Here is a 22,695-nt window from a genome sequence, read left to right as displayed (position 1 = left end):
TGTGTATATATTTTATCTCTAGAGTGGTAGGAAAGTAGAGGGGGAAAATCATGACAAAGCTGCAACGTATTCAAAAAGTATTGGTAGCTAACCGTGGAGAGATTGCAATTCGTGTGTTTCGAGCTTGTTCGGAACTTGGATTAAAAACAGTTGCAATCTATTCTAAAGAGGATAGTGGTTCTTATCATCGCTATAAAGCCGATGAGTCCTATTTAGTTGGGGAAGGAAAAAAACCAATTGATGCTTATCTAGATATTGAAGGCATTATTGAGATTGCAAAAAGTAATCATGTAGATGCAATCCACCCTGGATATGGTTTCTTGTCAGAAAATATTCAATTCGCTAAACGTTGTGAAGAAGAAGGAATTATCTTTATCGGTCCGAAAAGTAAGCATTTAGATATGTTTGGAGATAAAGTGAAAGCAAGAACACAAGCGCAGCTAGCACAAATTCCAGTTATACCTGGTAGTGATGGTCCAGTAAATTCATTAGAAGAAGTCGAAAAATTTGCTGAAAAGTATGATTACCCGATTATTATTAAAGCATCCCTTGGGGGTGGCGGTCGTGGTATGCGTATTGTGCGTACTAGTGAGGAATTAGGAGAATCATATAATCGAGCGAAATCAGAAGCGAAAGCAGCCTTTGGTAATGATGAAGTTTACGTCGAAAAATTCGTTGAAAAACCTAAACATATAGAAGTACAAATTTTAGCAGATGAAGAAGGCAATGTTGTTCATTTATACGAGCGTGACTGTTCTGTACAACGTCGTCATCAAAAAGTTGTAGAAATTGCACCGAGTGTATCACTTTCAGATGATCTGCGTCAGCGTATTTGTGATGCTGCTGTGAAGTTAACGAAAAATGTAAATTATTTAAATGCAGGAACAGTAGAATTCCTTGTAAAAGATGATGAGTTTTACTTTATTGAAGTAAATCCACGTGTTCAAGTAGAACATACGATTACAGAAATGATTACGGGAGTAGATATTGTTCAATCACAAATTTTAATAGCTGATGGACATTCATTACATAGCAAAATGGTAGGTGTTCCGAAGCAAGAGGAAGTAGTTGTACATGGATTTGCAATTCAATCTCGTGTAACAACTGAAGATCCGCTAAATAATTTTATGCCGGATACAGGAAAAATTATGGCGTATCGATCAGGCGGTGGTTTTGGTGTACGTCTTGATACAGGAAATAGCTTCCAAGGTGCAGTTATTACACCGTACTACGATTCTTTACTTGTAAAAGTTACAACTTGGGCACTTACTTTTGAGCAAGCTGCTGCAAAAATGGAACGTAACTTAAAAGAATTCCGTATTCGTGGTATTAAAACAAATATTCCATTCCTAGAGAATGTAGTAAAACATAAAAACTTCTTATCAGGAGAATATGATACTTCATTTATCGATGCGTCACCTGAATTGTTCTTGTTCCCGAAACGTAAAGACCGTGGAACGAAAATGTTAAATTACATTGGTACAGTAACAGTAAATGGTTTCCCAGGAGTAGGTAAAAAAGAAAAACCAATATTCCCAGATGCTCGTATTCCATGTTTAAAACATTCAGAGCCAATCCAAAATGGAACGAAACAAATTTTGGACGAGCGTGGAGCGGACGGATTAGTAAAATGGGTACAGGATCAAAAACGTGTACTTTTAACGGATACAACATTCCGTGATGCACACCAGTCATTACTTGCAACTCGTATTCGTACAAAAGATTTACATCAAATTGCGGAGCCAACAGCGAGAATGTTACCGAACCTATTCTCAGCGGAAATGTGGGGCGGTGCAACGTTTGATGTTGCGTATCGTTTCTTAAAAGAAGATCCATGGGAACGATTACTAGATCTTCGTGAAAAAATGCCGAACGTTTTATTCCAAATGTTACTTCGTTCTTCAAACGCAGTTGGATACAAAAACTATCCAGATAATTTAATTCAAAAATTTGTGGAATGTTCTGCTCAAGCAGGCATTGATGTATTCCGTATTTTTGATAGCTTAAACTGGGTGGAAGGCATGAGAGTTGCAATTGACGCTGTACGAGACACTGGTAAAATTGCAGAAGCAACAATGTGCTACACAGGGGATATCCATGATCCACTGCGTAGTAAATATGATTTAAATTACTATAAAAATTTAGCAAAAGAGTTAGAAGCATCAGGAGCTCACATTTTAGGTATTAAAGATATGGCGGGCTTATTAAAACCAAATGCAGCATATGATTTAGTTTCTGCATTAAAAGAGACAGTGTCGATTCCGATTCACCTGCATACGCACGATACGAGTGGAAATGGTATATTAACGTATACGAAGGCAATTGAAGCGGGTGTTGATATCGTCGATGTAGCAGTGAGTTCTATGGCTGGTCAAACGTCACAACCAAGTGCGAACACGCTATACTATGCATTAGGTGGAAACGAAAGACAACCAGATGTTAATATAGATTCTTTAGAAAAACTATCTCATTATTGGGAAGATGTACGCAAATACTATGCACCGTTTGAAAGTGGTATGAATGCGCCTCATACAGAGGTATATATGCATGAAATGCCGGGTGGGCAGTATAGTAATCTTCAGCAACAAGCGAAGGCGGTTGGTTTAGGAGATCGCTTCGATGAAGTGAAAGTAATGTACCGCCGTGTGAATGACATGTTTGGAGATATTGTAAAAGTAACGCCATCATCAAAAGTTGTTGGTGATATGGCATTATTTATGGTTCAAAACCATCTGACAGAACAAGATGTTTTAGAGCGTGGACATGCTATGGACTTCCCAGGATCTGTTGTTGAAATGTTCTCTGGTGATTTAGGTCAACCGTACGGTGGTTTCCCGAAAGAATTACAAAAGATTATTTTAAAAGGGAAAGAGCCATTAACAGTAAGACCAGGTGAATTACTAGAGCCAGTAGATTTCGAAGCGTTAAAAGAAGAATTATTCCATAAACTTGGACGCGAAGTAACGATTTTTGATGTAGTTGCATATGCTTTATATCCAAAAGTATTTATGGATTATGAAAAAGTTGCTGAGCTTTATGGAAATGTATCTGTACTTGATACACCGACGTTCTTCTATGGTATGAGACTAGGTGAAGAAATTGATGTAGAAATTGAACAGGGTAAAACATTGATGGTTAAACTAGTATCAATTGGAGAACCTCAGCCGGATGGAAATCGTGTCCTTTACTTGGAATTTAACGGTCAACCACGTGAAATTATCGTGAAAGACGAGAGTGTAAAAGCAACAGTTGCACAACGTGTGAAAGGAAACCGTGAGAATCCAAATCATATTAGTGCAACGATGCCAGGAACGGTAATTAAAGTAGTTGTAAAAGAAGGCGATGAAGTGAAAAAAGGCGATTCTATGGCAATTACAGAAGCGATGAAAATGGAAACGACAGTTCAAGCGCCGTTCAATGGTAAAGTGAAGAAAGTATATGTTAACGATGGTGATGCGATTCAAACGGGTGATTTACTTATTGAATTAGATCACTAAAATAAAAAAAGAGCTGTGTAAAATACAGCTCTTTTTTTATTGCAAAAAATCCCTTGCCGAATTGGCAAGGGATTTTAGTTTTAAATTATTTTGTTTGTTTAGAAGTTAATTCGGCTTCTTTTGCATTCACTTTACTTCTTGTTCCTAACATAACTAAATAGCATAGTACGGCAAACAAGCAAGAAATGAATAGAGAATGTAACAATGCCATTGCTAAACTAGCGTTTGTAAATACAACTAAAACTCCTACTACAGCTTGAAGTGTAACAAGGATAAATGAAATGATCCATCCCCAATATACGACAGGTTGCTGTTTGTAATGGCGAATAGCGAGAATCATCGCGTATAGTATCCAAGCGAAAATTAACATCGCTGCAACTCTATGGCCCATTTGAACCCATTCATGTAGTTGAGTTGGCATAGGTCTGTTTTTGCTACATAAAGGAAAGTCTGGACAGGCTAAGCTAGCTCGTTCGTGACGTACTAAAGCACCTGTGTAGACGACGATATAACTGTAAATTGTTACACCATAAATATGAAATTTCATTTTTTTGTCCATAATAAGTGAACGTGCATCAAATTTTTGGTCAATTTCAAAGATAAGACACGTTAATAAAATGACAGAAGCAAATGAAATTAAGGAAATACCGAAGTGGATAGCAAGTACAGCTGGCATTTGGCCCCAAACAACTGCTGCTGCTCCCATTAATGCTTGTGCAACTAAAAATACGAAGGATAAAATTGCTAACGTTTTTGTTTCACGCACATGTTTATAATATTTCCAGGACAAAATACAAAGGAGAGTGACAAGAATTCCAGCTGATCCGGATGTTAATCGGTGGCTAAGTTCAATAATAGTTTCCATTGATAAATTAGATGGAACAAATTCACCGTTACAAAGTGGCCATGATTTACCACAACCTTGACCAGAACCTGTTTTTGTAACTAAAGCGCCTCCTAATAAAACTATTAATAAATCAAGGCTTGTAATGACTGCTAACCATTTAATAAAGCGTTGCAATCTCTTTCACCATCTTTCTGCTATGAAGTTATTGCGAAATATTTTCATTCCATTATGTATAGAATAAAACGCGCTAGTTCCTATGATATATAAAAAATAATAAAATAGCAAAGAAATGGAGGGGGAAGGAAAGGGGGAGAAAATAGGTGTAAAAACAGGGTTCATAAGGAAAATTTTAGGTGAAAAATAGGCTATTTTGAAAAGAAATGGGGAGAATACGTGTTAAATAAGACAAAATAGTTTATTATAGAAGGTAACATCATGTTATGATAAGGACAAGTCAGAATGAAGTTTTTTATATTCGACACAAAAAGTTCATGTTTTCTTCACAAAATGTTCGGGAAATATGATTTAATATATTGGAGTATGGGCGTAGATTAGTAGTAGAATGGGTTAACAATGTTTCTACTGTAATAATATTGCTATATAGAAGCGAATTATTTCATTTGAAATATGCGCAAAAAGAAAGATGAAAGTTTTAAGAGGGGGTTAGAGTGATGAACCATGCAACAAGTGAGCTGCATGATGAGTCCGCTGTTACAAGTGTACCGGAAACAACTCGGTTACAAGATTTAAAAGCACTCGTTAAAATGGGGATTGTAAACTCAAATACACTTACTGTATTTACAGGATTTTGGTTGGCATTACACTTTAATGGATTAAGTGTAATGGACAATCTGGATAAGTTATTCTTTACAATCGTTGGTTCTGGATTAGTTATGGCAGGGGTATGTTGTTTAAACAACTACATTGATCGAGACATCGATCCATTAATGGAAAGAACAAAGACCCGTCCAACGGTTACTGGAAAGTATAAACCAGGATTTGCACTTACATTTGGACTAGTCATATTACTTCTTGGTTTTGTATTTTTATTATTAACAACACCAATGGCAGTCTTAATGGGATTTATTGGTGCTTTCACATATGTTGTTCTATATAGTTTATGGACAAAGAGAAAGTATACACTAAATACTGTTGTAGGTAGTATATCTGGTGCAGTTCCTCCTTTAATTGGATGGGCAGCAATCGATCCATCTTTAGGCCATCCAATTGCTTGGATGTTATTTTTAATTATGTTTATTTGGCAAATCCCACATTTCCTTGCATTAGCAATGAAACGTGTTGATGAATATCGAAATGCAGGAATTCCAATGCTTCCTGTAGTTCATGGATTTGAAATTACGAAACGCCAAATTATGATTTGGACAGTATGTTTATTACCACTACCATTTTATATGAGTGGACTAGGGATAACATTTATGGTAATTGCAACACTGCTTAACATCGGATGGATCGTTTTAGGATTTTATGGCTTCCGTAAGAAAGATGACATCAAATGGTCCGTGCAAATGTTTGTTTATTCCCTAAATTATTTAACAATCTTATTTGTATCAATGATTGTAGTTACATTCTTCTAAGACAACGACATAATTGGATTTCTTTACGTTGAGATTTACTTTACTTAACTATAAAGTACAATCTAATTCACAAGGAAAGTGGGGGTTGTTTGTATGAAGAAACAGTGGCGACTGCTTTCGTTCGTTTCACTGCTGGCTTTACTGTTAGGGGGATGCGGTAAAGCCTTTCAATCTACTTTAATTCCGCAAGGAGAAGTAGCAAAAATGCAATATGATTTACTTCTACTGGCGAGTGCAATCATGGTAGGAGTAGTACTAGTAGTTACTATTATTTTCTTATATGTAATTGTGCGTTTCCGACAAAAGAAAGGTCAGGAAGATTATATTCCAGAGCAAGTTGAAGGGAATCACAAGCTAGAAATTATATGGACAGTTATTCCGATTATTCTTTTACTAATCTTAGCTGTTCCAACAGTTACATATACATTCAAACTTGCTGATGTAAGTGCGATGGAGAAAAAGAATATTGATAAAGATACTATCGTTGTTGATGTAACAGCGAATCTTTATTGGTGGGAATTTTCTTATAAATCAGAAAAGATAGTAACTTCGCAAGATTTGGTCATCCCCACAGGTAAGAAAGTGTATTTAAATTTGAAGGGTGCCGATATTAAACACTCATTTTGGGTTCCATCTTTAGCAGGGAAAATGGATACAAATACAGACAATGTGAACAAAATGTGGTTAAAGGCAGATAAATCGGGCACTTATAATGGTTTTTGTACAGAATTTTGCGGCCCATCACATTCTTTAATGCAATTTAAAGTGAAAGCTTTAGATGAAAGCGAGTACAAAAAATGGCTTGCTGATATGAAGAAGATTGATGGGAAGAAAGAAGTAGCTTCAACAAAGGCGCAAGAGGGCCAAGAAATATTTAATAAAAGCTGTATTGGTTGTCATGCAGTTGGATCTAATGATAGTAGACCACCTTCCGCTCGTATCGCACCAAACTTAGCAAACTTTGCGGATCGCGATATGGTTGCCGGTATTGCCGAAAACAATGAAGAAAACTTAAAAAAATGGCTGAAAGATCCTGAAAATATGAAGCCAGGAAACAAAATGACTGGCAAATATGGCAACTTAACGGATGATCAAATTGATGCATTAAATGCATACTTACAAACGTTAAAAGTTGAAAAGTAAAGAGGGATTATTCGCGAAGGGGAGGTTGAAAACGTGAGTTCTGTAGCAAAAAAACAGGGGATGGGTGCTGTCATATGGGATTATTTAACGACAGTAGACCATAAAAAGATTGCCATTCTCTATTTAATTGCAGGTGGATTGTTTTTTGTAATAGGCGGAATAGAAGCTCTATTTATTCGCCTTCAATTAGCGATTCCTAACAACGCTTTTCTTGTTGGGGATGCTTATAATCAAGTATTAACGATGCACGGTACAACAATGATTTTCCTCGCAGCTATGCCACTCGTGTTTGCATTTATGAACGCCGCTGTACCACTTCAAATTGGTGCACGTGATGTAGCGTTCCCGTTTTTGAATTCACTCGGATTTTGGTTATTTTTCTTTGGTGGAGTATTTTTAAATTTAAGTTGGTTTTTAGGTGGAGCACCTGATGCAGGATGGACATCTTATGCATCTTTAGCTTTAGCCTCTAAAGGTCATGGTGTTGATTTCTATGTACTCGGCTTGCAAATCTCAGGTATTGGTACATTAATTGGAGGTATTAACTTCCTTGTAACCATTATTAATATGCGGGCGCCAGGAATGACGTACATGCGTATGCCGATGTTTACATGGACGACATTTGTAACATCTTCGCTTATATTATTCGCTTTTCCGCCGTTAACTGTAGGATTAGGACTTTTAATGTTAGATCGTTTATTTGGAACAAGTTTCTTTAATCCGGCATTGGGCGGGAATACAATTATATGGGAGCATTTATTCTGGATTTTCGGTCATCCAGAAGTATACATTCTTATACTCCCAGCTTTCGGAATATTCTCAGAAATCTTCGCGACATTTTCGAAAAAACGATTGTTTGGTTATTCATCGATGGTGTTTGCGACTGTATTAATTGGATTTTTAGGATTTATGGTATGGGCGCACCATATGTTTACTGTTGGACTTGGTCCAGTTGCTAATGCTATTTTCTCGGTCGCAACAATGGCGATTGCGGTTCCAACTGGTATCAAAATATTCAACTGGCTCTTTACAATGTGGGGCGGAAGTATTCGTTTTACGACACCAATGATGTGGGCAGTAGCTTTCATTCCATCATTCGTAATGGGTGGAGTTACAGGGGTTATGCTAGCATCTGCACCAGCTGATTATCAATTTCATGATAACTATTTCGTAGTAGCGCATTTTCATTATGTAATCGTTGGCGGTGTTGTATTTGGTTTACTTGCAGGAGCTCATTATTATTGGCCACTGATGTTTAATAAAGTATTAAATGAAACATTAGGAAAGATAACGTTCTGGCTATTCTTTATCGGCTTCCATTTAACGTTCTTTATTCAGCATTTCCTTGGCTTGATTGGTATGCCACGCCGTTACTACACATATCTTGAAGGGCAAGGGTTGGAAATGGGGAATATGATTAGTTCCATCGGAGCGGTGTTTATGGCTCTTGGAACAATTGTTCTTCTATTCAATGTAATTAAAACGACAGTATCAAAAGAAAAAGCTGGTCGTGATCCGTGGGATGCACGTACATTAGAATGGACAATGCCAGCACCGACACCAGAATATAACTTTAAACAATTACCATTTGTTCGCGGATTAGATCCGTTTTGGATTGAAAAACGTGAAGGTAATAAAGAGATGACAGCAGCGGAACCAGTTGGTGATATTCATATGCCAAATCCTTCGTTTTCACCATTTGTCATTTCTTTCGGATTGTTTATAGCGGCATTTGGTGCGATGTATATGCAGGGCGGAAAAGATAAGTTCTGGTTATTAGTAGCAATTATTGGTTTAATCATTACATTTGGCGCAATGTTCCTACGTTCAGTAATTGATGATCATGGGTATCATATTCATAAAGAAGATTTAGAGGATAAGGGGGGCAAGGCATAATGCATGTAGATGAAAAATTAACGAATGAAACATTTCCAGCAGAGCCTGAAAAAGCAACCCTTGAAGGGAAAAATAAGTTTGTCGGTTTTTGGTTATTTCTTGGAGGCGAAACAGTGTTGTTCGCTTCCTTATTCGGAACATATTTAGCGTTAAAGAATTCTACAAATGGTGGACCAACATCTCAAGAGATGTTCCAAATGCCACTCGTTTTCATTATGACGATGCTTTTATTAACGAGTAGCTTAACGAGTGTATATGCGATGTATCACATGAAAAACTTTAACTTTAAGAAAATGCAGCTTTGGTTACTAGTAACAGTATTGCTAGGTTTAGGGTTTTTAGGGTTTGAGATATATGAGTTTTATCATTATACACATGAATTTAAGCATACTATGAGAAGTAGTGCGTTTGGCTCTGCGTTTTATGCTCTTGTTGGTACACATGGACTCCACGTATTGTTTGGGTTATGTTGGATTCTAACATTAATCTTTAGAAATGCGAAGAGAGGTCTAAATTTATACAATGCACCGAAGTTTTATGTTGCATCGATTTATTGGCACTTTATTGACGTAGTTTGGGTGTTTATTTTCACTGTAGTATATTTAATGGGAATGGTGGGATAAACAATGGCGATAAAGCAAACGAATAATCCTAAAGTTGATCTTGTTTATCGGAAGAGAAAAAGTGCGGAGGAAATGAGGCATCAAGTTATTACGTTTGCATTAATGATTTTTTTAACATTAGTTGCATTTGTAGCGGTGGCGTATCCAAAAACTTTTAGTCCGATTTTCTCTGTACCGTTTATTTTACTATTAGCAGTGGTACAAGTAATTTTTCAATTGTATTATTTTATGCATATGAGTCATAAAGGACATGAAGCAGCAAGTTTCTTTCTTTACTCTGGTCTGCTAATAGGGTTAATTACAATTTTAGCTTTTATGACAATCGTGTGGATTTGAAAAGTGAAAAATAAGGGAGCTTGTGTTGTCACAGCTCCCTCTTCATATTATGAGATAACCTTACGAAGGTAGGTGTGAAAATGAGTAACTTGTGGATATTTGGTTTTCAGGCTTTATGGAGTCCAATCTTTTTATTATTTATGCTTTCGATTCTTATTGGGTACTTCTTAATTATTGGGCCATATAGAATGCGATTTGAAAATGCGACGAAGGTAAGTAAGAAGCAAATTTTTTATTTTACGACTGGTATTGTTCTTTTGTATTTTGTAAAGGGAGGGCCTATTGATTTAATTGGCCATATTATATTTAGTGCTCATATGTTTGAAATGGCAGTCATGTATATTGCAGTTCCACCGTTACTGTTGCTTGGTATACCAATTTGGTTATATCGTTACATTACTTCTTTTAAGTTTGTTCAAATTATATTAAAGGTATTTGCTAAACCGCTTATTGCGTTATTTGTATTTAACGGCCTGTTTTCTTTTTATCATTTACCAGTTGTTTTTGATACGGTAAAACAAAGTCAAATAGCTCATCCTATTTGTCTCGCTATATTGTTTTTTACAGCAATCATGATGTGGTGGCCGATGTTAAATCCATTACCAGAATATCAAACATTAAGTGATATAAAGAAACTTGGTTATATGTTTGCTAATGGCATATTATTAACGCCTGCTTGTGCGTTAATCATTTTTGCGACAGCCCCGTTATTTGCAACGTATACGGATCCGGCTGCTTGGATGAAAGCGATGGAACTATGTGTACCAGCGGGCACTTTATCAGATTTAAATATAACGGGACCAGAATTTTTGCACTGGATGCCAGTCGTACAAGACCAGCAAACTGGTGGTATCATAATGAAAATTGTCCAGGAAATAGTGTACGGTACAATTATAGGCTATGTATTCTTTAGATGGGCACGTAGAGAACGTGAAAAGGATAAGGAGCAGTTGCAACAATTGCCGCCGTATTTACAGACTAAGTAAAAAAAGTGTATGGGATTCCATGCGCTTTTTCTTTTTAGTTTTAGCCGCCTTAAAAGATTGAATTTTCTAATTTTTTATGTTAAGTTATTGTAGGCGTGTACTAAAAGTGGAGATAAAATTTACTACTAGCTTTCATGCGTAATAATTCCATATGTAGTGCAAGTTTTTTAGAGAGTTACAAATATATATTGTTATCTTTAATAAACACGAACTATTTTAAGGGGGAGTTTAAATGGGTAGTAGTGGAAGTATGGTAAAGCCGATTAGTGGTTTTTTGACAGCACTAATTCAATATCCAGTACCAGTAGTAGAATCGCGTGCAGACATTGATAAACAAATTCAACAAATCATAAAAACAATTCATTCGACCAAATCAGGTTACCCTGGTTTAGAATTGATAGTATTTCCTGAATATAGTACACAAGGGCTCAATACAAAAAAATGGACTACAGAAGAATTTTTATGTACAGTGCCTGGGCCAGAAACAGACTTATTTGCTGAGGCATGTAAAGAATCTAAAGTATATGGTGTTTTTTCAATAATGGAGAAAAATCCTGATGGTGGAGAGCCATATAATACAGCAGTTATTATTGATCCACAAGGTGAAATGATTTTGAAGTATCGTAAGCTAAATCCTTGGGTGCCAGTCGAGCCTTGGAAAGCTGGAGATTTAGGCTTACCTGTTTGTGATGGACCTGGAGGAAGTAAATTAGCTGTTTGTATTTGTCATGATGGCATGTTCCCTGAAGTAGCTCGTGAAGCGGCCTATAAAGGTGCAAATGTCTTAATTCGTATTTCTGGATATAGTACACAAGTTAGTGAACAATGGATGCTAACCAATCGTTCAAATGCATGGCAGAATTTAATGTATACATTGTCGGTAAACTTAGCGGGTTATGATGGCGTATTTTATTACTTTGGTGAAGGACAAGTATGTAATTTTGATGGGACTACTTTAGTACAGGGACATCGAAATCCTTGGGAGATTGTTACTGCTGAAGTATATCCAGAACTAGCAGATCAGGCTAGATTAGGATGGGGATTGGAAAATAATATATATAATCTAGGTTCAAGAGGATATGTAGCAACTCCTGGTGGGGTGAAAGAAAATCCATATACGTTTGTAAAAGATTTAGCTGAAGGTAAATATAAGGTTCCTTGGGAAGATGAGATTAAAGTAAAAGATGGATCTATTTATGGATATCCAGTAAAAAAAACGATTCATTCTTAGGGAAGGGAAATAAAACAAGCGCATCATATTGATGCGCTTGTTTTTGTTAATCAATAATTTGAAATTCTTTTAACTCTTTTTCGACATTTTGTAGGAGTTGTTCGCTTTTTTGAAGTACATTCGTTGGGAAAGTCTCATCATCACCATATTCAACGCCGTGAGGATAATAATGTTTTCCTAATAAGGGGGGAAGTAGTTTTACTTCAGCGTGTCTACTGCCAATGTCACCTTCAACAGCAACTCCTTGCACTCGTAAATAATAAACATCCTTTAATATTTCAAATTTATAATCGTATGTAACTCGCTCATAATCCCACTGTCCGGCAAGTACGAAGTGGTTGTTTTCCATGATTTCAGTTAAAAGAGTTAATTCAACGACGGCTCCATTAAATTGCGTATTTGTAAATTGCATATAATACCTCCTTTTTTAATGTTACACCATTATTTTTATAATAGTATGAATAATAAGAAAGTGCAATTCATATTGAGAGAAAAGGGATAATCCAGACTTTTTTCACAAAAATATGATATAGTGAAAAGAGTACGGTACACACAAAAAGAAAGAAAAGGATTTGTGTATATCTCAATTTTATGTTTTGTTCAGGAGGTATATCGTTTGAAGAAATTATTGCGTATCGTAATGATTACATTTTTAATTTTAGCTGTTGATTTATACGGGAAATTACTCGTTTCACAATATATATTAACCCCATCTCAATCAAAGCAAGAAAATAAAATTGTGAAAAAGAAAAAGCAAATTAAGGAAGACTCCTCAGACACTGTTTTAAATATGATTGGTGAAGACTCTGAAAACTTATTAGCGAAGTGGGGAGAACCCTCTCGAATAGAGCCATCTGCATACGGATATGAATGGTGGGTATACAACCAGGATTTAACTCAGTATGTTCAATTTGGAGTTTCTGAACGTAAAGTTGTAACGGCATACGCAGCTGGTGAACAAGTTAAGGTTCCACCTTATTATATAAATGAAAAATATGAAGAAGTATATAAAAAAAGTCCGCTTTCGCATGAAATTTCATTAAAAAGAGGGAAAAATAGTTATCAATTTGAGCTATCTGATACCGAAGTCATGGAACAACCGTTAATACCTGTAGAAGATGGATGGGCGCAATTGTATTTTGATCAATTTACACATGAGCTTATTGGTGTTCGTTATATGGATGATGAAACTTTATTACGCCAAAGACCGTATCAGCTCGTTTATTCAGGTGAATTAATAGCAGAACAACCATTGACTCCAGAAAAAATAAAACAAGTAGAAAATGGGAATATGCAACAAATTTTTGATTTAACAAATATCATTCGAAGTCGTCATAAATTACCATTATTAACATGGGATCAGGAAACAGCAGATGTTGCTGTTGGTCACAGTAAAGATATGAAAGACAATAATTATTTTTCTCATGACTCACCTACATTAGGTACACTAGGAGATCGTTTGCAGCGCGGGAAAGTAGGATTTCAACTTGCTGGTGAGAACATAGCGGCGCAACATAGTGATGGAATTGCGGCAGTGCAAGGTTGGTTAAATAGTGAGGGGCATAGAAAGAATTTATTAAATGAACAATTTACAGGATTAGGTGTTGGTGTATACGATAAATTTTATACACAAAACTTTATTCGAAAATAAAGTGAAATTGTAAGCGGTGGGGTGTTAACATCACCAAATTAGTTACTTCGTATTCACTGAATTGTAGGTGGGAATCTGACCGTATGCAAATAGCAGAAAAAAAGGTGCATGAATCGTCTAAAAATAGGCGAACCATGCGCCTTTTTTTTCTTACTATATAGTAGATATACATGGAGAGGTGAGGATTATGCCAACAACAAAAGGACCGTTACATCCATCGGTTCAACAGTTTAAAGAATTTGTAAACCATCACCCTAAAATGGTTCATGAGGTTAGAAGTGGTCATAAAACATGGCAACAATTTTATGAAGAATGGTACTTACTTGGTGAAGAAGATCCAATATGGGCAACTTATAGACCGGATGGAGCGCCTGCGTTTTCTTCGGTAAAAGAAAATAAAAAAGAAAAAGATAATCGAACTGAAGAGGAAAAAACTGCTGATGTGATGGGGCAAATGCTTTCTTTTTTTAAAAAGTTGGACGTGGAACAAATGCAGAACCATTTAGCCAATGTGACGAGTGCAATCGGGAGCGTGCAACAAGTTATTCAGCAATTTCAAGGTAACCGTACGCAGCAAGAGCAAAGTACTTCAGAAAATAACCCATTTTTCTTTCAAAAGGATTAGGGGGAAAGATGATGAGAGCAGAAATTATGGAGTTTATAAAGGCTGATGAGGATTTATCTCGCTATATTAGAGAGCAACCGTACTGGTATAGAAAATTAACACGAAATCCTGAAGAAAAAGAGGCTTTTGAGTTAGCGGCGATGCAACATTTCAAAAAAACAATACCAGATAAAGTGGAAAAGTTTCAAAATCAATTGGCCGTTGCTTCGATCATGATTGATATGTTTCAGTATATGAAGCAACAAAATGCAACCTAATTGGAAGTGAAAAATATGTCCGTCATGCAGAACTTTTGTTACAATAGAGGTTGATTATTTAAAAAGGAGTTGCAGCATGACGGAAATTTGTTTAGTACGACATGGACAAACTGATTGGAATTTTCAAGAAATTATTCAGGGGCGAGAAGATATTCCGCTTAATGAAGTTGGTAAGAAGCAAGCGAGTCAGAGTGCAGCTGCTTTACAAGAAGAAACGTGGGATATCATTATAAGTAGCCCGTTAATTAGAGCGCAAGAAACGGCTAATGAAATTGCAAAGACAGTTGGATTACAATCGATTTTATTAGATGAGCGATTTGTTGAACGGAATTTTGGAGAAGCTTCAGGGAAGCCGGTTGCGGCTGTTAGAGAGTTGATTGCTGAAGGTAAAGTAGAAGGTATGGAGCGAGATGAAGAGATTGTAGCTCGTTGCTTTGCTGCTTTAGAAGATGTTGCGACAACTCATTTTGGCAAACGTATTATTATTGTTGCTCACTCACACGCGATAAAAGCGATTTTACATGCCATTGAACCAGATGAAATTACATTTAAGACACCATTAAAAAATGCGTGTATTAGTTATGTGAAACAAAATAGTGGAAAGTGGGATGTTCTTAAATATAATATAGCGGAACATATTAATGTATAAGTGTGTACGGATATAGTGTAAAAATAGTTTCATTATATCTTTCTTTTGAGTAAGTCACTTCAATTAGTAGTTCTAATCTAAATGTGGTATGATGGATACTCGGAGGTGTCTCTCATGATTGTAGCGACGCTAGAAAGCGTATTAATATTAGATAAGGCAGAGCAGCTTGCAAAAGCGATTATCTGTTCAGATATAGCAGAAGATTATCGTAAGTATTATAGAGAATTACATGAAGATATGGAACTTCAGACGCTCATTCAGCAATTTACAGCGATGAAAGAACGGTATGAGGAAGTACAGCGTTTTGGAAAATACCATCCTGACTATACTACCGTGTCAATGAAAATGAGAGAATTAAAGCGTTCTGTGGACTTACATGATAAGGTTGCAGCTTTTAAAAGAGCAGAAACTGCTTTGCAGAAGTTATTAGACGAAGTTAGTGTAGCAATCGGTTCGGAAGTGTCTTCTTCCATTAAAGTGCCAACAGGAAATCCATTCTTTGATGCTGGTGGCTGTGGTGGAGGTTGTGGTACTGGCGGAGGTTGTGGTTGTAAAAAAACGGGGTGATGTACCCCGTTTTTTAGAAGTTGGAAGAAAACGTATACAGAGTTTGTCCTGTAATGTTATAAATTTCTGATTGGTTTTCATAGAATATAAAATATATGTTTTTAAAAGGAGAAGATGGAGAAGATTATGTTCGGGCAACGACAAAGTATGATTGTTTATTTACATTCATTGAAACATGCCAAGATTTTAAGGAAATATGGTAACATACATTACATATCAAAACGATTAAAATATGCTGTAGTATATTGTGATATGGAACAAATTGAGCATATGATGCATAAGTTGAACAAACTTCCTTTTGTGAAAAAGATAGAACAGTCGTATCGCCCGTATTTAAAAACGGAATTTGAAAATTCGCGTCCTGATCGAGCAAAAGAATACGATTATAGCTAATAGAAAAAATCCCCGGCTAAATTTAGCCGGGGATTTTTCACTTGAAATAACGTGTTATTTCATCGGAGGAATGAAATTGTTCATTCGTAAAATACCAATTAAATGATTAAAAAATAGTTCTTTTTCTGGGAAAGTTGTAGATGGTTTTACAGTAAAGGTAGCCACTTTTTTTCCGAGTTGTTCTGCCGTTTCTTCAAATAAAATGACACGTTTACTTTTTTTATTTTCAAATACAGGAATGCCTTCACGACATATGTATAATGGTTGGAAATCACCAGTAGTAGTTGGTTTTAATATTACAACAAGCGAACATACTTTTTTATCGTTTTTTATCGTTTCAAATTGTAACATATGTGCTATACGTTCTTGATTTGTTTTGGCAATTTCAAGTAATTCATATAAATCAGAGTAGCCTTCTCCAAGTTCTATAAAGCGTTGAATCATATCTTTTCCTCCTCTTTCTTTTACTGTACCATTTCACTTTTTAAATGAAAAGCACACAAAGAAAAAAAACCCTGCATAGCAGGGCCCTTCTTATACTAGCATGTACTAGTAAGAAGGCAAAGGGAGAGGAGAAACCGGAGGAAGAACTTATGGGGAAACGTAAGTCTTCTCCGCGGTTGGCAACAACATCGAAGGTGATGTTGTTATAATTATTTATGTCCAATCTAAATGAAGATATACATAATGAAATTAAATTTTATGTTGGGCTTTTTATTTTTCTTTTTTTTATTTTGTGATAGGATAAAAAAGATAAAGTGGAACTAATATACATATTGGGTTCATATTAGTGAATGATGAGATGAATACATAAAAATAACGAGAGGTTATTTGAGGCCGAGTTTTCCTATAGTTAGGTGAATGTGGTTTGTTAACGGTTACCGAAGTGGGAATGGCTTTCTATAATCGCTCGATAGATTGAAATAAAGGTAGTGACAACAGATGAGAGTAGTTTCAGGAAAATGTAAAGGACACCCACTTAAAGCGGTTCCTGGTAATACAACACGTCCAACGACAGATAAAGTAAAAGAATCTATTTTTAATATGATAGGTCCTTATTTTGATGGTGGTATCGCCCTTGATTTATTTGGTGGTAGTGGTGGTCTTGGAATTGAGGCTTTGAGCAGAGGGATTGATAAAGCAATTTTTGTTGATCGGGATAGTAAAGCGATAAAAGTAATTCATCAAAATTTAGAAAGTTGTAGAGTACAGGAACAAGCTGAAGTATATCGAAATGATGCTGAACGTGCAGTAAAGGCGCTAATAAAACGTGAAATGTCATTCGATCTTATATTGATAGATCCTCCATATAAAGAGCAAAAAATTGTATCTTTAATTAGTATAATGGATCAACATGGATTGCTACATAGTGATGGATTAATTATGGCAGAGCATGGTAATGATGTAGTTTTACCTAATTCAATAGGAAGGCTTGTAAAAGTACGAGCTGAGAATTATGGGATTACTGCAATATCGATTTATAAGTATGAAGGTGAGGGGACAGAATGACAAGTATAGCTATTTCTTCAGGAAGTTTTGATCCAATTACCCTTGGGCATCTGGATATTATTAAAAGGGGAGCAAAAGTATTTGATGAGGTGTACGTAGTCGTTTTAAACAATTCATCAAAAAAACCATTCTTTTCAGTTGAAGAGCGATTAGAATTAATTCGAGAAGCGACAAAGGATATCCCGAATGTAAAAGTAGATTCACATAGTGGGCTATTAGTAGAGTATGCAAAAATGCGTAATGCAAATGCAATATTACGTGGTTTACGAGCAGTTTCTGATTTTGAATATGAGATGCAAATTACTTCTATGAATCGAAAATTAGATGAAAATATTGAAACATTTTTTATTATGACAAACAATCAATATTCATTTTTAAGCTCGAGTATTGTAAAAGAAGTTGCGAGGTATGGAGGAAGTGTAGTAGATCTTGTACCTCCTATTGTAGAACGTGCTTTAAAAGAAAAGTTTCAAACCCCGTTAAAGTGAACGGGGTTTTTCTTTATATGTGCGCAAAAATAATAAAATAACATATAAGTATAGACAAAATAATGTGAAAATTGGTCCATAATGTATAAAAGATGTCCAAATTTCATGTAGTATAGAAGGATGTTCGGATAAAAATACAGGAATATCTTTTGGCATAGGCGAGAAAGAACTCACTTTCTCATAAAATGGTGTCCAAAATACAAATGTAAAAATAGGGGCAAGAATACTTTGAATAATTCGTGCGAAAAAATAGGGTTTAAATCGGATATCTGTTTCAGCTAATATGCTAGCAACTTGTGCCTGAATAGAAAGACCACTAAATGCTAAAATGAAGCTTGTTACCATAGCTTGTTGTAAGAGCGGTGTTTCATTTATTTGACTAATCATTTGGCTTCCGAGTGTCATTTCGAAAATACCTGATAATATAGGTATACTAAAATCTGTACTTAGTTGGAAGAATGATAAAATATGTTGCATAATAAAAGAAAGAGCTGCTGTAATGTGAAATACAGTAATCATTTTATTTAACACAGAGAATAAAATAATAAATCCGCCAATCATAAGTAATGTTTGAATAGAAGAAACAATGGCATCCCCAAGTAATTTACCAATTGGTCTTTTTTCTTGTAAGCGTGTCTCGTGAAGGATTAAAAAAGGGTTTTGAAAGCGACGTTTTTTTGTAGTGTGTGTATTAATTTTGTAAGCGGTATTATCGCCGTAAAAACGCATAATTAATCCGACAGCAAAGTTACTGAAATAATGGGCAGCGGCTAATATAATTCCTAATTTCGGATTATTAAAAAAACCGATAGACACAGCACCGAAAATAAAAAGTGGATTAGAAGAATTTGTGAAAGAAACGAGGCGCTCTGCTTCAATCTGAGTTAAAAGATTGCTTTTTCGTAGTCTAGCGCTTAATTTGGCGCCTGCAGGGAAACCAGAAGCCATTCCCATCGCCCAAACAAATCCGCCTATCCCTGGAACGCGAAAAAGTGGGCGCATGAGTGGTTCTAATATAACGCCAATAAATTTTACAACACCGATACTAATTAGAAGTTCCGCAATGATGAAAAACGGTAGTAGTGAAGGGAATACAACTTCCCACCATATATTTAACCCGCGAATAGAAGCTTGCAAAGCGGCTTGGGGGTGGAGTACAAGAGAAAAGGTTAAAAATAGCGTTGATATGGTAAGGAAAGCGGTTTTCCATTTTTCATACATGTAAGTAAATCCCCCTTTGTCCCAAAAAACGTTCATTTCAGTATACGTGGATACGTAGTGAATTTAGACCATAAGTATGAAAAAGGAATGAAAAAAATTAAAGGGTGAGAAAAATGAAAGAACCAAAGATTGGTTTAGCACTTGGGTCTGGAGGAGCGAAAGGGTTTGCTCATATTGGTGTAATAAAGGTTTTAAGGGAAGCGGGTATCCCTATTCACATGATTGCAGGAAGTAGTATGGGGGCGCTAATAGGTACGTTTTATGCGGCAAGTAGTAACGTTGAAAGATTGTATAAATTGGCATCTGTTTTTAAGCGGAAGTATTATTTAGATTTCACGGTACCGAAAATGGGATTTATTGCTGGAAAACGTGTCAAAGATATGATTAAAATGTTTACATATAATAAAAATTTAGAAGAGTTAGATATCCCGACGGCTGTTGTGGCTACTGACATATTGAAGGGGGAAAAAGTGGTTTTTACAAGTGGGCCAGTTGCAGATGCGGTGAGGGCTAGCATATCTGTTCCTGGAGTGTTTGTACCAGAAAAAATAGATGGAAGATTATTAGTGGATGGTGGAGTCATTGATCGCATCCCAGTATCGGTTGTGAAAGAGTTAGGGGCCGATATTGTTATCGCTGTTGATGTATCTCCAATTAAGGTAAATGGCGATGTTACGTCCATTTATGACGTAATCATGCAAAGTATTGAAATTATGCAGCATGAGCTTGTAATGAATCGGCAAATTGCATCGGATTTAATGATGCGACCAGCTGTAGAGCAATTTAGTTCACGTGCTTTTACAAACATTGAAGACATTATTCGAGTTGGAGAAGTAGAAGCAGAAAAACATATTTCAAATATTTATTTATTAATTGAGCAGTGGAAGGAGAAACATAATGTTTAAGCGTTTTCGGTTTATATATGCAATCTTAATAGGGGTTATATTGGCGATGTTACTTGTTTACGTACGTTTACCGTATTATATAACAAAACCAGGAATGGCTGCCAAATTAGAGCCTTATGTTCAAGTTGAGGGTGGAACGAAAGAATCTGGTGATTTTATGCTTGTTACGGTTTCAATGGGACCAGCAAATGTGGTGAATTTAATAGCGGCACAGTTTAATAAATATACACATATTTCGAAAGCGGAAGAAATATTGCAAAAAGGTGAGAGTGATGAAGAATATCAATTTCGCCAAAATTATGCGATGAAAGATTCACAAAATGCAGCGATTTATAATGCATATAAACGTGCAAATCGCTCAGTATCTTTTGAAAATAAAGGTGTATTAGTTGCTGGTGTGGCAAAAGGAATGCCGTCAGAAGGAAAGCTTAAGCTTGGTGATGTTATTATAGCTGTTGACGGAAAAACATTTGAAAAGACGGAGCAATTTATTGAATATATGACAGGGAAAAAAGAAAATGATGCTGTAAGTATTGAGTACATGAGAAATGGAAAACAATTGAAAGAGAATTTAAATGTAAAGACGATTCCTAATGGGAATGGACGTGTCGGTATAGGTGTTTCTATCGTTACGGAAAGAGAACTAGTGGTCGATCCGAAAGTGAAAATTAATTCTAATGAAATTGGTGGACCATCCGCAGGTTTAATGTTCACATTAGAAATATATAATCAACTTGTGGAAGAAGACTTAACGAAAGGACATGAAATAGCTGGAACAGGTACAATTAATGAAAAAGGAGAAGTGGGCCCGATTGGTGGTATAAATCAAAAAGTGGTGGCTGCTAGCGATGCTGGGGCTGAAGTGTTCTTTGCGCCAAATGAAAAAGGTGCGGAGAAATCGAACTATAAAGATGCACTTGAGACTGCAAAGGATATTAAAACAAAAATGAAAATTGTACCAGTGGATACGCTGGATGATGCGTTAACATATTTAGAAAAGATGGATAAGGAAAAAACCTCTCTGAAATAGAGAGGTTTTTTATAGGAATTTTGTAGTTGTTTCATCATAGCGAATAGGATGGTGTGTTATATCCTGTTTTAATAGTTGTGTGCGTAACGGTTCGTGCATGATGGAGAAATATACAGAGTTTGCTTTTTTCTCTATATCTAAAGCGGCATGGTCGAATGTTTTTGTATGAGTAAGGATTGGAAGTTCGATTTTTTTCTTATTTTTTGAAAGGTAAGTTTGTCCTTTTTGTGACATGCCTAGCAGGCGAATATATGGTGCGTGTTGTTCTATATTTGCGCTACGTATATCCTCTTTTGTTGTGTTTGTTAAAATGTGTGTACAAGCTCTTTGTAATCTAGTCCATGTATAACGTTTTGTTTTTAATGCTTCCATGAATGAATAGAAGGAGGAACTGTTTTGTATTTTTGATAAAATACGATGCTCTAAACCTTCTTCTATTTCATATATATGTCGTAAGTCCCCTGGAGACATCGTCATGAGTCTATATTTAAAAAATGAAAAGTATTGTTCCCAATTATGTAATATCCCGTAGTTTTGTTTGTAATTTGCTAAAAGCGAAGTGGTTGCCTGTGGGAGAAAAGGTTCAATTGTTGTAAATGATCCTTCTTCGCTAAAGAGTTGTTTTCGGATGCTTGTCGCGCTTGCAATATGTTGGTCATTAAATGTTTCATCATGATAATGAGAGGCAAATCTTTTTATAGTTTGAGCTTGTATAGAGCTATTTTGTGACAGAATTGCTTTCATATATTGGAAGCCTAAAATATTATTTGGTTGTGACATATCTATGTTTTTTTCAGATGTTAAAATGTGTGAGAAAGCATCCGATGTTGCTTTTGCATAACTATTACCAGCGTCCATGAATTGTTTTACAAGGCAGTTAAAAGTCTCTTCTTCGTTTTTTTGTATGGAGATGGTATTATAAAAATTTTCGATTTGTCCATCCTCACTACCGAAACAAATTTCGGAAACACGTAGGGCATTTAAAATGGAAATAGCACCATTTGCGAAGGTTTCAGCCTTTTGTGTTGCAAAGACGTATGGAAGCTCTACAACAAGGTCTACGCCGTTTGCTAAGGCCATTTTAGTGCGATACCATTTGGAAATGAGTGCGGGCTCACCACGCTGTAAAAAAGGACCACTCATAACGGCAATTATTATATCGGATTGTGTTAACTTTTTTGTCTGTTGCACATGATAAAGATGACCGTTATGAAAAGGGTTATATTCAACAACAATACCACCAGCT

The 22,695-nt window shown here is 35.9% G+C and carries 23 protein-coding genes; 18 read left to right on the top strand and 5 right to left on the bottom strand.

The genetic code is table 11. The features are described from left to right. The first annotated feature begins 50 nt into the window (after window positions 1-50). Entirely contained in the window at window positions 51-3,497 is a 3,447-nt protein-coding gene (pyc, locus tag ACTFN4_RS02065; protein WP_000164087.1) for a pyruvate carboxylase, read from the top strand. A gap of 85 nt (window positions 3,498-3,582) precedes the next feature. Here the strand turns inward: pyc and ctaA are convergent, their stop codons facing one another. Continuing rightward, entirely contained in the window at window positions 3,583-4,518 is a 936-nt protein-coding gene (gene ctaA / locus ACTFN4_RS02060; protein WP_001188743.1) for a heme A synthase, read from the bottom strand. Window positions 4,519-5,015: 497 nt separating this feature from the next. On the opposite strand from ctaA, the gene ctaB reads away from it, so the two are divergent. The 7 genes from ctaB to ACTFN4_RS02025 all read left to right on the top strand — a co-directional run bounded on the left by ctaB (window position 5,016) and on the right by ACTFN4_RS02025 (window position 12,154). Continuing rightward, window positions 5,016-5,939, top strand: a complete 924-nt coding sequence (ctaB, locus tag ACTFN4_RS02055) for a protoheme IX farnesyltransferase (RefSeq protein ID WP_001015058.1) — start codon at window positions 5,016-5,018, stop codon at window positions 5,937-5,939. A 93-nt stretch (window positions 5,940-6,032) separates the two neighbouring features. Beyond that, window positions 6,033-7,082: a cytochrome c oxidase subunit II gene (gene coxB / locus ACTFN4_RS02050; RefSeq protein WP_000745268.1), complete on the top strand. Its 1,050-nt coding sequence runs from the start codon at window positions 6,033-6,035 to the stop codon at window positions 7,080-7,082. Between the two features lie 60 nt (window positions 7,083-7,142). Continuing rightward, window positions 7,143-8,978 (top strand): cytochrome c oxidase subunit I, encoded by a 1,836-nt coding sequence (gene ctaD / locus ACTFN4_RS02045; protein ID WP_153579316.1) that lies wholly within the window; start codon window positions 7,143-7,145, stop codon window positions 8,976-8,978. After that, on the top strand, window positions 8,978-9,601 hold the full coding sequence (ctaE, locus tag ACTFN4_RS02040) for a cytochrome c oxidase subunit III (RefSeq protein WP_000557861.1): 624 nt from the start codon (window positions 8,978-8,980) through the stop codon (window positions 9,599-9,601). Before ctaD ends, ctaE begins: the two co-directional genes overlap by 1 nt. Before the next feature lie 3 nt (window positions 9,602-9,604). Next, window positions 9,605-9,937 (top strand): cytochrome c oxidase subunit IVB, encoded by a 333-nt coding sequence (ctaF, locus tag ACTFN4_RS02035; RefSeq protein WP_000985706.1) that lies wholly within the window; start codon window positions 9,605-9,607, stop codon window positions 9,935-9,937. Window positions 9,938-10,017: 80 nt separating this feature from the next. Then, a complete protein-coding gene (gene ctaG / locus ACTFN4_RS02030) occupies window positions 10,018-10,923 on the top strand; it encodes a cytochrome c oxidase assembly factor CtaG (protein WP_000069026.1) in 906 nt (301 codons plus the stop codon). A gap of 232 nt (window positions 10,924-11,155) precedes the next feature. Next, window positions 11,156-12,154 carry a formamidase gene (locus ACTFN4_RS02025; RefSeq protein ID WP_000535802.1) on the top strand — a complete coding sequence of 333 codons (999 nt, stop codon included), beginning with the start codon at window positions 11,156-11,158 and terminating at the stop codon, window positions 12,152-12,154. A 46-nt stretch (window positions 12,155-12,200) separates the two neighbouring features. On the opposite strand, the gene ACTFN4_RS02020 is transcribed toward ACTFN4_RS02025, so the two are convergent. Then, the gene (locus ACTFN4_RS02020) at window positions 12,201-12,566 is read right to left on the bottom strand and encodes a YugN family protein (protein ID WP_001160952.1); all 366 of its coding nucleotides are present in this window, start codon (window positions 12,564-12,566) and stop codon (window positions 12,201-12,203) included. A 204-nt stretch (window positions 12,567-12,770) separates the two neighbouring features. Between ACTFN4_RS02020 and ACTFN4_RS02015 the strand changes: the two genes are divergently transcribed. The 6 genes from ACTFN4_RS02015 to ACTFN4_RS01990 all read left to right on the top strand — a co-directional run bounded on the left by ACTFN4_RS02015 (window position 12,771) and on the right by ACTFN4_RS01990 (window position 16,296). Continuing rightward, on the top strand, window positions 12,771-13,805 hold the full coding sequence (locus tag ACTFN4_RS02015; RefSeq protein ID WP_000735375.1) for a CAP domain-containing protein: 1,035 nt from the start codon (window positions 12,771-12,773) through the stop codon (window positions 13,803-13,805). Window positions 13,806-13,992: 187 nt separating this feature from the next. Beyond that, the gene (locus tag ACTFN4_RS02010; protein ID WP_001143346.1) at window positions 13,993-14,430 is read left to right on the top strand and encodes a YlbD family protein; all 438 of its coding nucleotides are present in this window, start codon (window positions 13,993-13,995) and stop codon (window positions 14,428-14,430) included. Between the two features lie 11 nt (window positions 14,431-14,441). Then, window positions 14,442-14,687, top strand: a complete 246-nt coding sequence (locus tag ACTFN4_RS02005) for a YlbE-like family protein (protein WP_001200990.1) — start codon at window positions 14,442-14,444, stop codon at window positions 14,685-14,687. 76 nt (window positions 14,688-14,763) lie between these two features. Beyond that, window positions 14,764-15,336 (top strand): histidine phosphatase family protein, encoded by a 573-nt coding sequence (locus tag ACTFN4_RS02000; RefSeq protein ID WP_000134946.1) that lies wholly within the window; start codon window positions 14,764-14,766, stop codon window positions 15,334-15,336. A 114-nt stretch (window positions 15,337-15,450) separates the two neighbouring features. Further along, window positions 15,451-15,903, top strand: coding sequence for a YlbF family regulator (locus ACTFN4_RS01995; RefSeq protein ID WP_000634366.1), 453 nt, complete (start codon window positions 15,451-15,453; stop codon window positions 15,901-15,903). Between the two features lie 126 nt (window positions 15,904-16,029). Beyond that, the gene (locus ACTFN4_RS01990) at window positions 16,030-16,296 is read left to right on the top strand and encodes a YlbG family protein (protein ID WP_002082261.1); all 267 of its coding nucleotides are present in this window, start codon (window positions 16,030-16,032) and stop codon (window positions 16,294-16,296) included. A 54-nt stretch (window positions 16,297-16,350) separates the two neighbouring features. Here ACTFN4_RS01990 and ACTFN4_RS01985 read toward each other — a convergent pair whose 3' ends face one another. Beyond that, window positions 16,351-16,740 (bottom strand): DUF7147 family protein, encoded by a 390-nt coding sequence (locus ACTFN4_RS01985; RefSeq protein ID WP_000616017.1) that lies wholly within the window; start codon window positions 16,738-16,740, stop codon window positions 16,351-16,353. Window positions 16,741-17,238: 498 nt separating this feature from the next. Here ACTFN4_RS01985 and rsmD point away from each other — a divergent pair, with 498 nt between their 5' ends. Next, window positions 17,239-17,805 (top strand): 16S rRNA (guanine(966)-N(2))-methyltransferase RsmD, encoded by a 567-nt coding sequence (gene rsmD, locus ACTFN4_RS01980; protein WP_001266978.1) that lies wholly within the window; start codon window positions 17,239-17,241, stop codon window positions 17,803-17,805. Further along, on the top strand, window positions 17,802-18,293 hold the full coding sequence (gene coaD, locus ACTFN4_RS01975) for a pantetheine-phosphate adenylyltransferase (protein WP_000200601.1): 492 nt from the start codon (window positions 17,802-17,804) through the stop codon (window positions 18,291-18,293). Before rsmD ends, coaD begins: the two co-directional genes overlap by 4 nt. On the opposite strand, the gene ylbJ is transcribed toward coaD, so the two are convergent. After that, the gene (gene ylbJ, locus ACTFN4_RS01970) at window positions 18,285-19,514 is read right to left on the bottom strand and encodes a sporulation integral membrane protein YlbJ (protein WP_000273082.1); all 1,230 of its coding nucleotides are present in this window, start codon (window positions 19,512-19,514) and stop codon (window positions 18,285-18,287) included. The two genes, coaD and ylbJ, sit on opposite strands and share 9 nt — an antisense overlap. A 113-nt stretch (window positions 19,515-19,627) precedes the next feature. Between ylbJ and ACTFN4_RS01965 the strand changes: the two genes are divergently transcribed. Then, window positions 19,628-20,419 (top strand): patatin-like phospholipase family protein, encoded by a 792-nt coding sequence (locus tag ACTFN4_RS01965; protein WP_000662588.1) that lies wholly within the window; start codon window positions 19,628-19,630, stop codon window positions 20,417-20,419. Continuing rightward, on the top strand, window positions 20,412-21,449 hold the full coding sequence (locus ACTFN4_RS01960; RefSeq protein WP_000476281.1) for a SepM family pheromone-processing serine protease: 1,038 nt from the start codon (window positions 20,412-20,414) through the stop codon (window positions 21,447-21,449). Before ACTFN4_RS01965 ends, ACTFN4_RS01960 begins: the two co-directional genes overlap by 8 nt. A 9-nt stretch (window positions 21,450-21,458) precedes the next feature. On the opposite strand, the gene ACTFN4_RS01955 is transcribed toward ACTFN4_RS01960, so the two are convergent. Further along, complete coding sequence (locus tag ACTFN4_RS01955) at window positions 21,459-22,640, bottom strand: nucleotidyltransferase (protein WP_002182932.1); 1,182 nt, start codon at window positions 22,638-22,640, stop codon at window positions 21,459-21,461. Between the last annotated feature and the right edge of the window lie 55 nt (window positions 22,641-22,695).

It is taken from the genome of Bacillus cereus group sp. MYBK95-2 (assembly GCF_051915225.1).
Classification (GTDB): Bacteria; Bacillota; Bacilli; order Bacillales; family Bacillaceae_G; genus Bacillus_A; species Bacillus_A cereus.
Note: the sequence above shows the minus strand (reverse complement) of the source record. Positions and strands in the feature narration are given on the sequence as shown.

What these genes read in the sequence shown, in the direction of transcription:
- pyc (WP_000164087.1), top strand. Translation starts at nt 51, where the DNA reads ATGACAAAGCTGCAACGTATTCAAAAAGTATTGGTAGCTAACCGTGGA.
- ctaB (WP_001015058.1), top strand. Translation starts at nt 5,016, where the DNA reads ATGAACCATGCAACAAGTGAGCTGCATGATGAGTCCGCTGTTACAAGT.
- coxB (WP_000745268.1), top strand. Translation starts at nt 6,033, where the DNA reads ATGAAGAAACAGTGGCGACTGCTTTCGTTCGTTTCACTGCTGGCTTTA.
- ctaD (WP_153579316.1), top strand. Translation starts at nt 7,143, where the DNA reads ATGGGTGCTGTCATATGGGATTATTTAACGACAGTAGACCATAAAAAG.
- ctaE (WP_000557861.1), top strand. Translation starts at nt 8,978, where the DNA reads ATGCATGTAGATGAAAAATTAACGAATGAAACATTTCCAGCAGAGCCT.
- ctaF (WP_000985706.1), top strand. Translation starts at nt 9,605, where the DNA reads ATGGCGATAAAGCAAACGAATAATCCTAAAGTTGATCTTGTTTATCGG.
- ctaG (WP_000069026.1), top strand. Translation starts at nt 10,018, where the DNA reads ATGAGTAACTTGTGGATATTTGGTTTTCAGGCTTTATGGAGTCCAATC.
- ACTFN4_RS02025 (WP_000535802.1), top strand. Translation starts at nt 11,156, where the DNA reads ATGGGTAGTAGTGGAAGTATGGTAAAGCCGATTAGTGGTTTTTTGACA.
- ACTFN4_RS02020 (WP_001160952.1), bottom strand. Translation starts at nt 12,566, where the DNA reads ATGCAATTTACAAATACGCAATTTAATGGAGCCGTCGTTGAATTAACT.
- ACTFN4_RS02010 (WP_001143346.1), top strand. Translation starts at nt 13,993, where the DNA reads ATGCCAACAACAAAAGGACCGTTACATCCATCGGTTCAACAGTTTAAA.
- ACTFN4_RS02005 (WP_001200990.1), top strand. Translation starts at nt 14,442, where the DNA reads ATGAGAGCAGAAATTATGGAGTTTATAAAGGCTGATGAGGATTTATCT.
- ACTFN4_RS02000 (WP_000134946.1), top strand. Translation starts at nt 14,764, where the DNA reads ATGACGGAAATTTGTTTAGTACGACATGGACAAACTGATTGGAATTTT.
- ACTFN4_RS01995 (WP_000634366.1), top strand. Translation starts at nt 15,451, where the DNA reads ATGATTGTAGCGACGCTAGAAAGCGTATTAATATTAGATAAGGCAGAG.
- ACTFN4_RS01990 (WP_002082261.1), top strand. Translation starts at nt 16,030, where the DNA reads ATGTTCGGGCAACGACAAAGTATGATTGTTTATTTACATTCATTGAAA.
- ACTFN4_RS01985 (WP_000616017.1), bottom strand. Translation starts at nt 16,740, where the DNA reads ATGATTCAACGCTTTATAGAACTTGGAGAAGGCTACTCTGATTTATAT.
- rsmD (WP_001266978.1), top strand. Translation starts at nt 17,239, where the DNA reads ATGAGAGTAGTTTCAGGAAAATGTAAAGGACACCCACTTAAAGCGGTT.
- coaD (WP_000200601.1), top strand. Translation starts at nt 17,802, where the DNA reads ATGACAAGTATAGCTATTTCTTCAGGAAGTTTTGATCCAATTACCCTT.
- ylbJ (WP_000273082.1), bottom strand. Translation starts at nt 19,514, where the DNA reads ATGTATGAAAAATGGAAAACCGCTTTCCTTACCATATCAACGCTATTT.
- ACTFN4_RS01965 (WP_000662588.1), top strand. Translation starts at nt 19,628, where the DNA reads ATGAAAGAACCAAAGATTGGTTTAGCACTTGGGTCTGGAGGAGCGAAA.
- ACTFN4_RS01960 (WP_000476281.1), top strand. Translation starts at nt 20,412, where the DNA reads ATGTTTAAGCGTTTTCGGTTTATATATGCAATCTTAATAGGGGTTATA.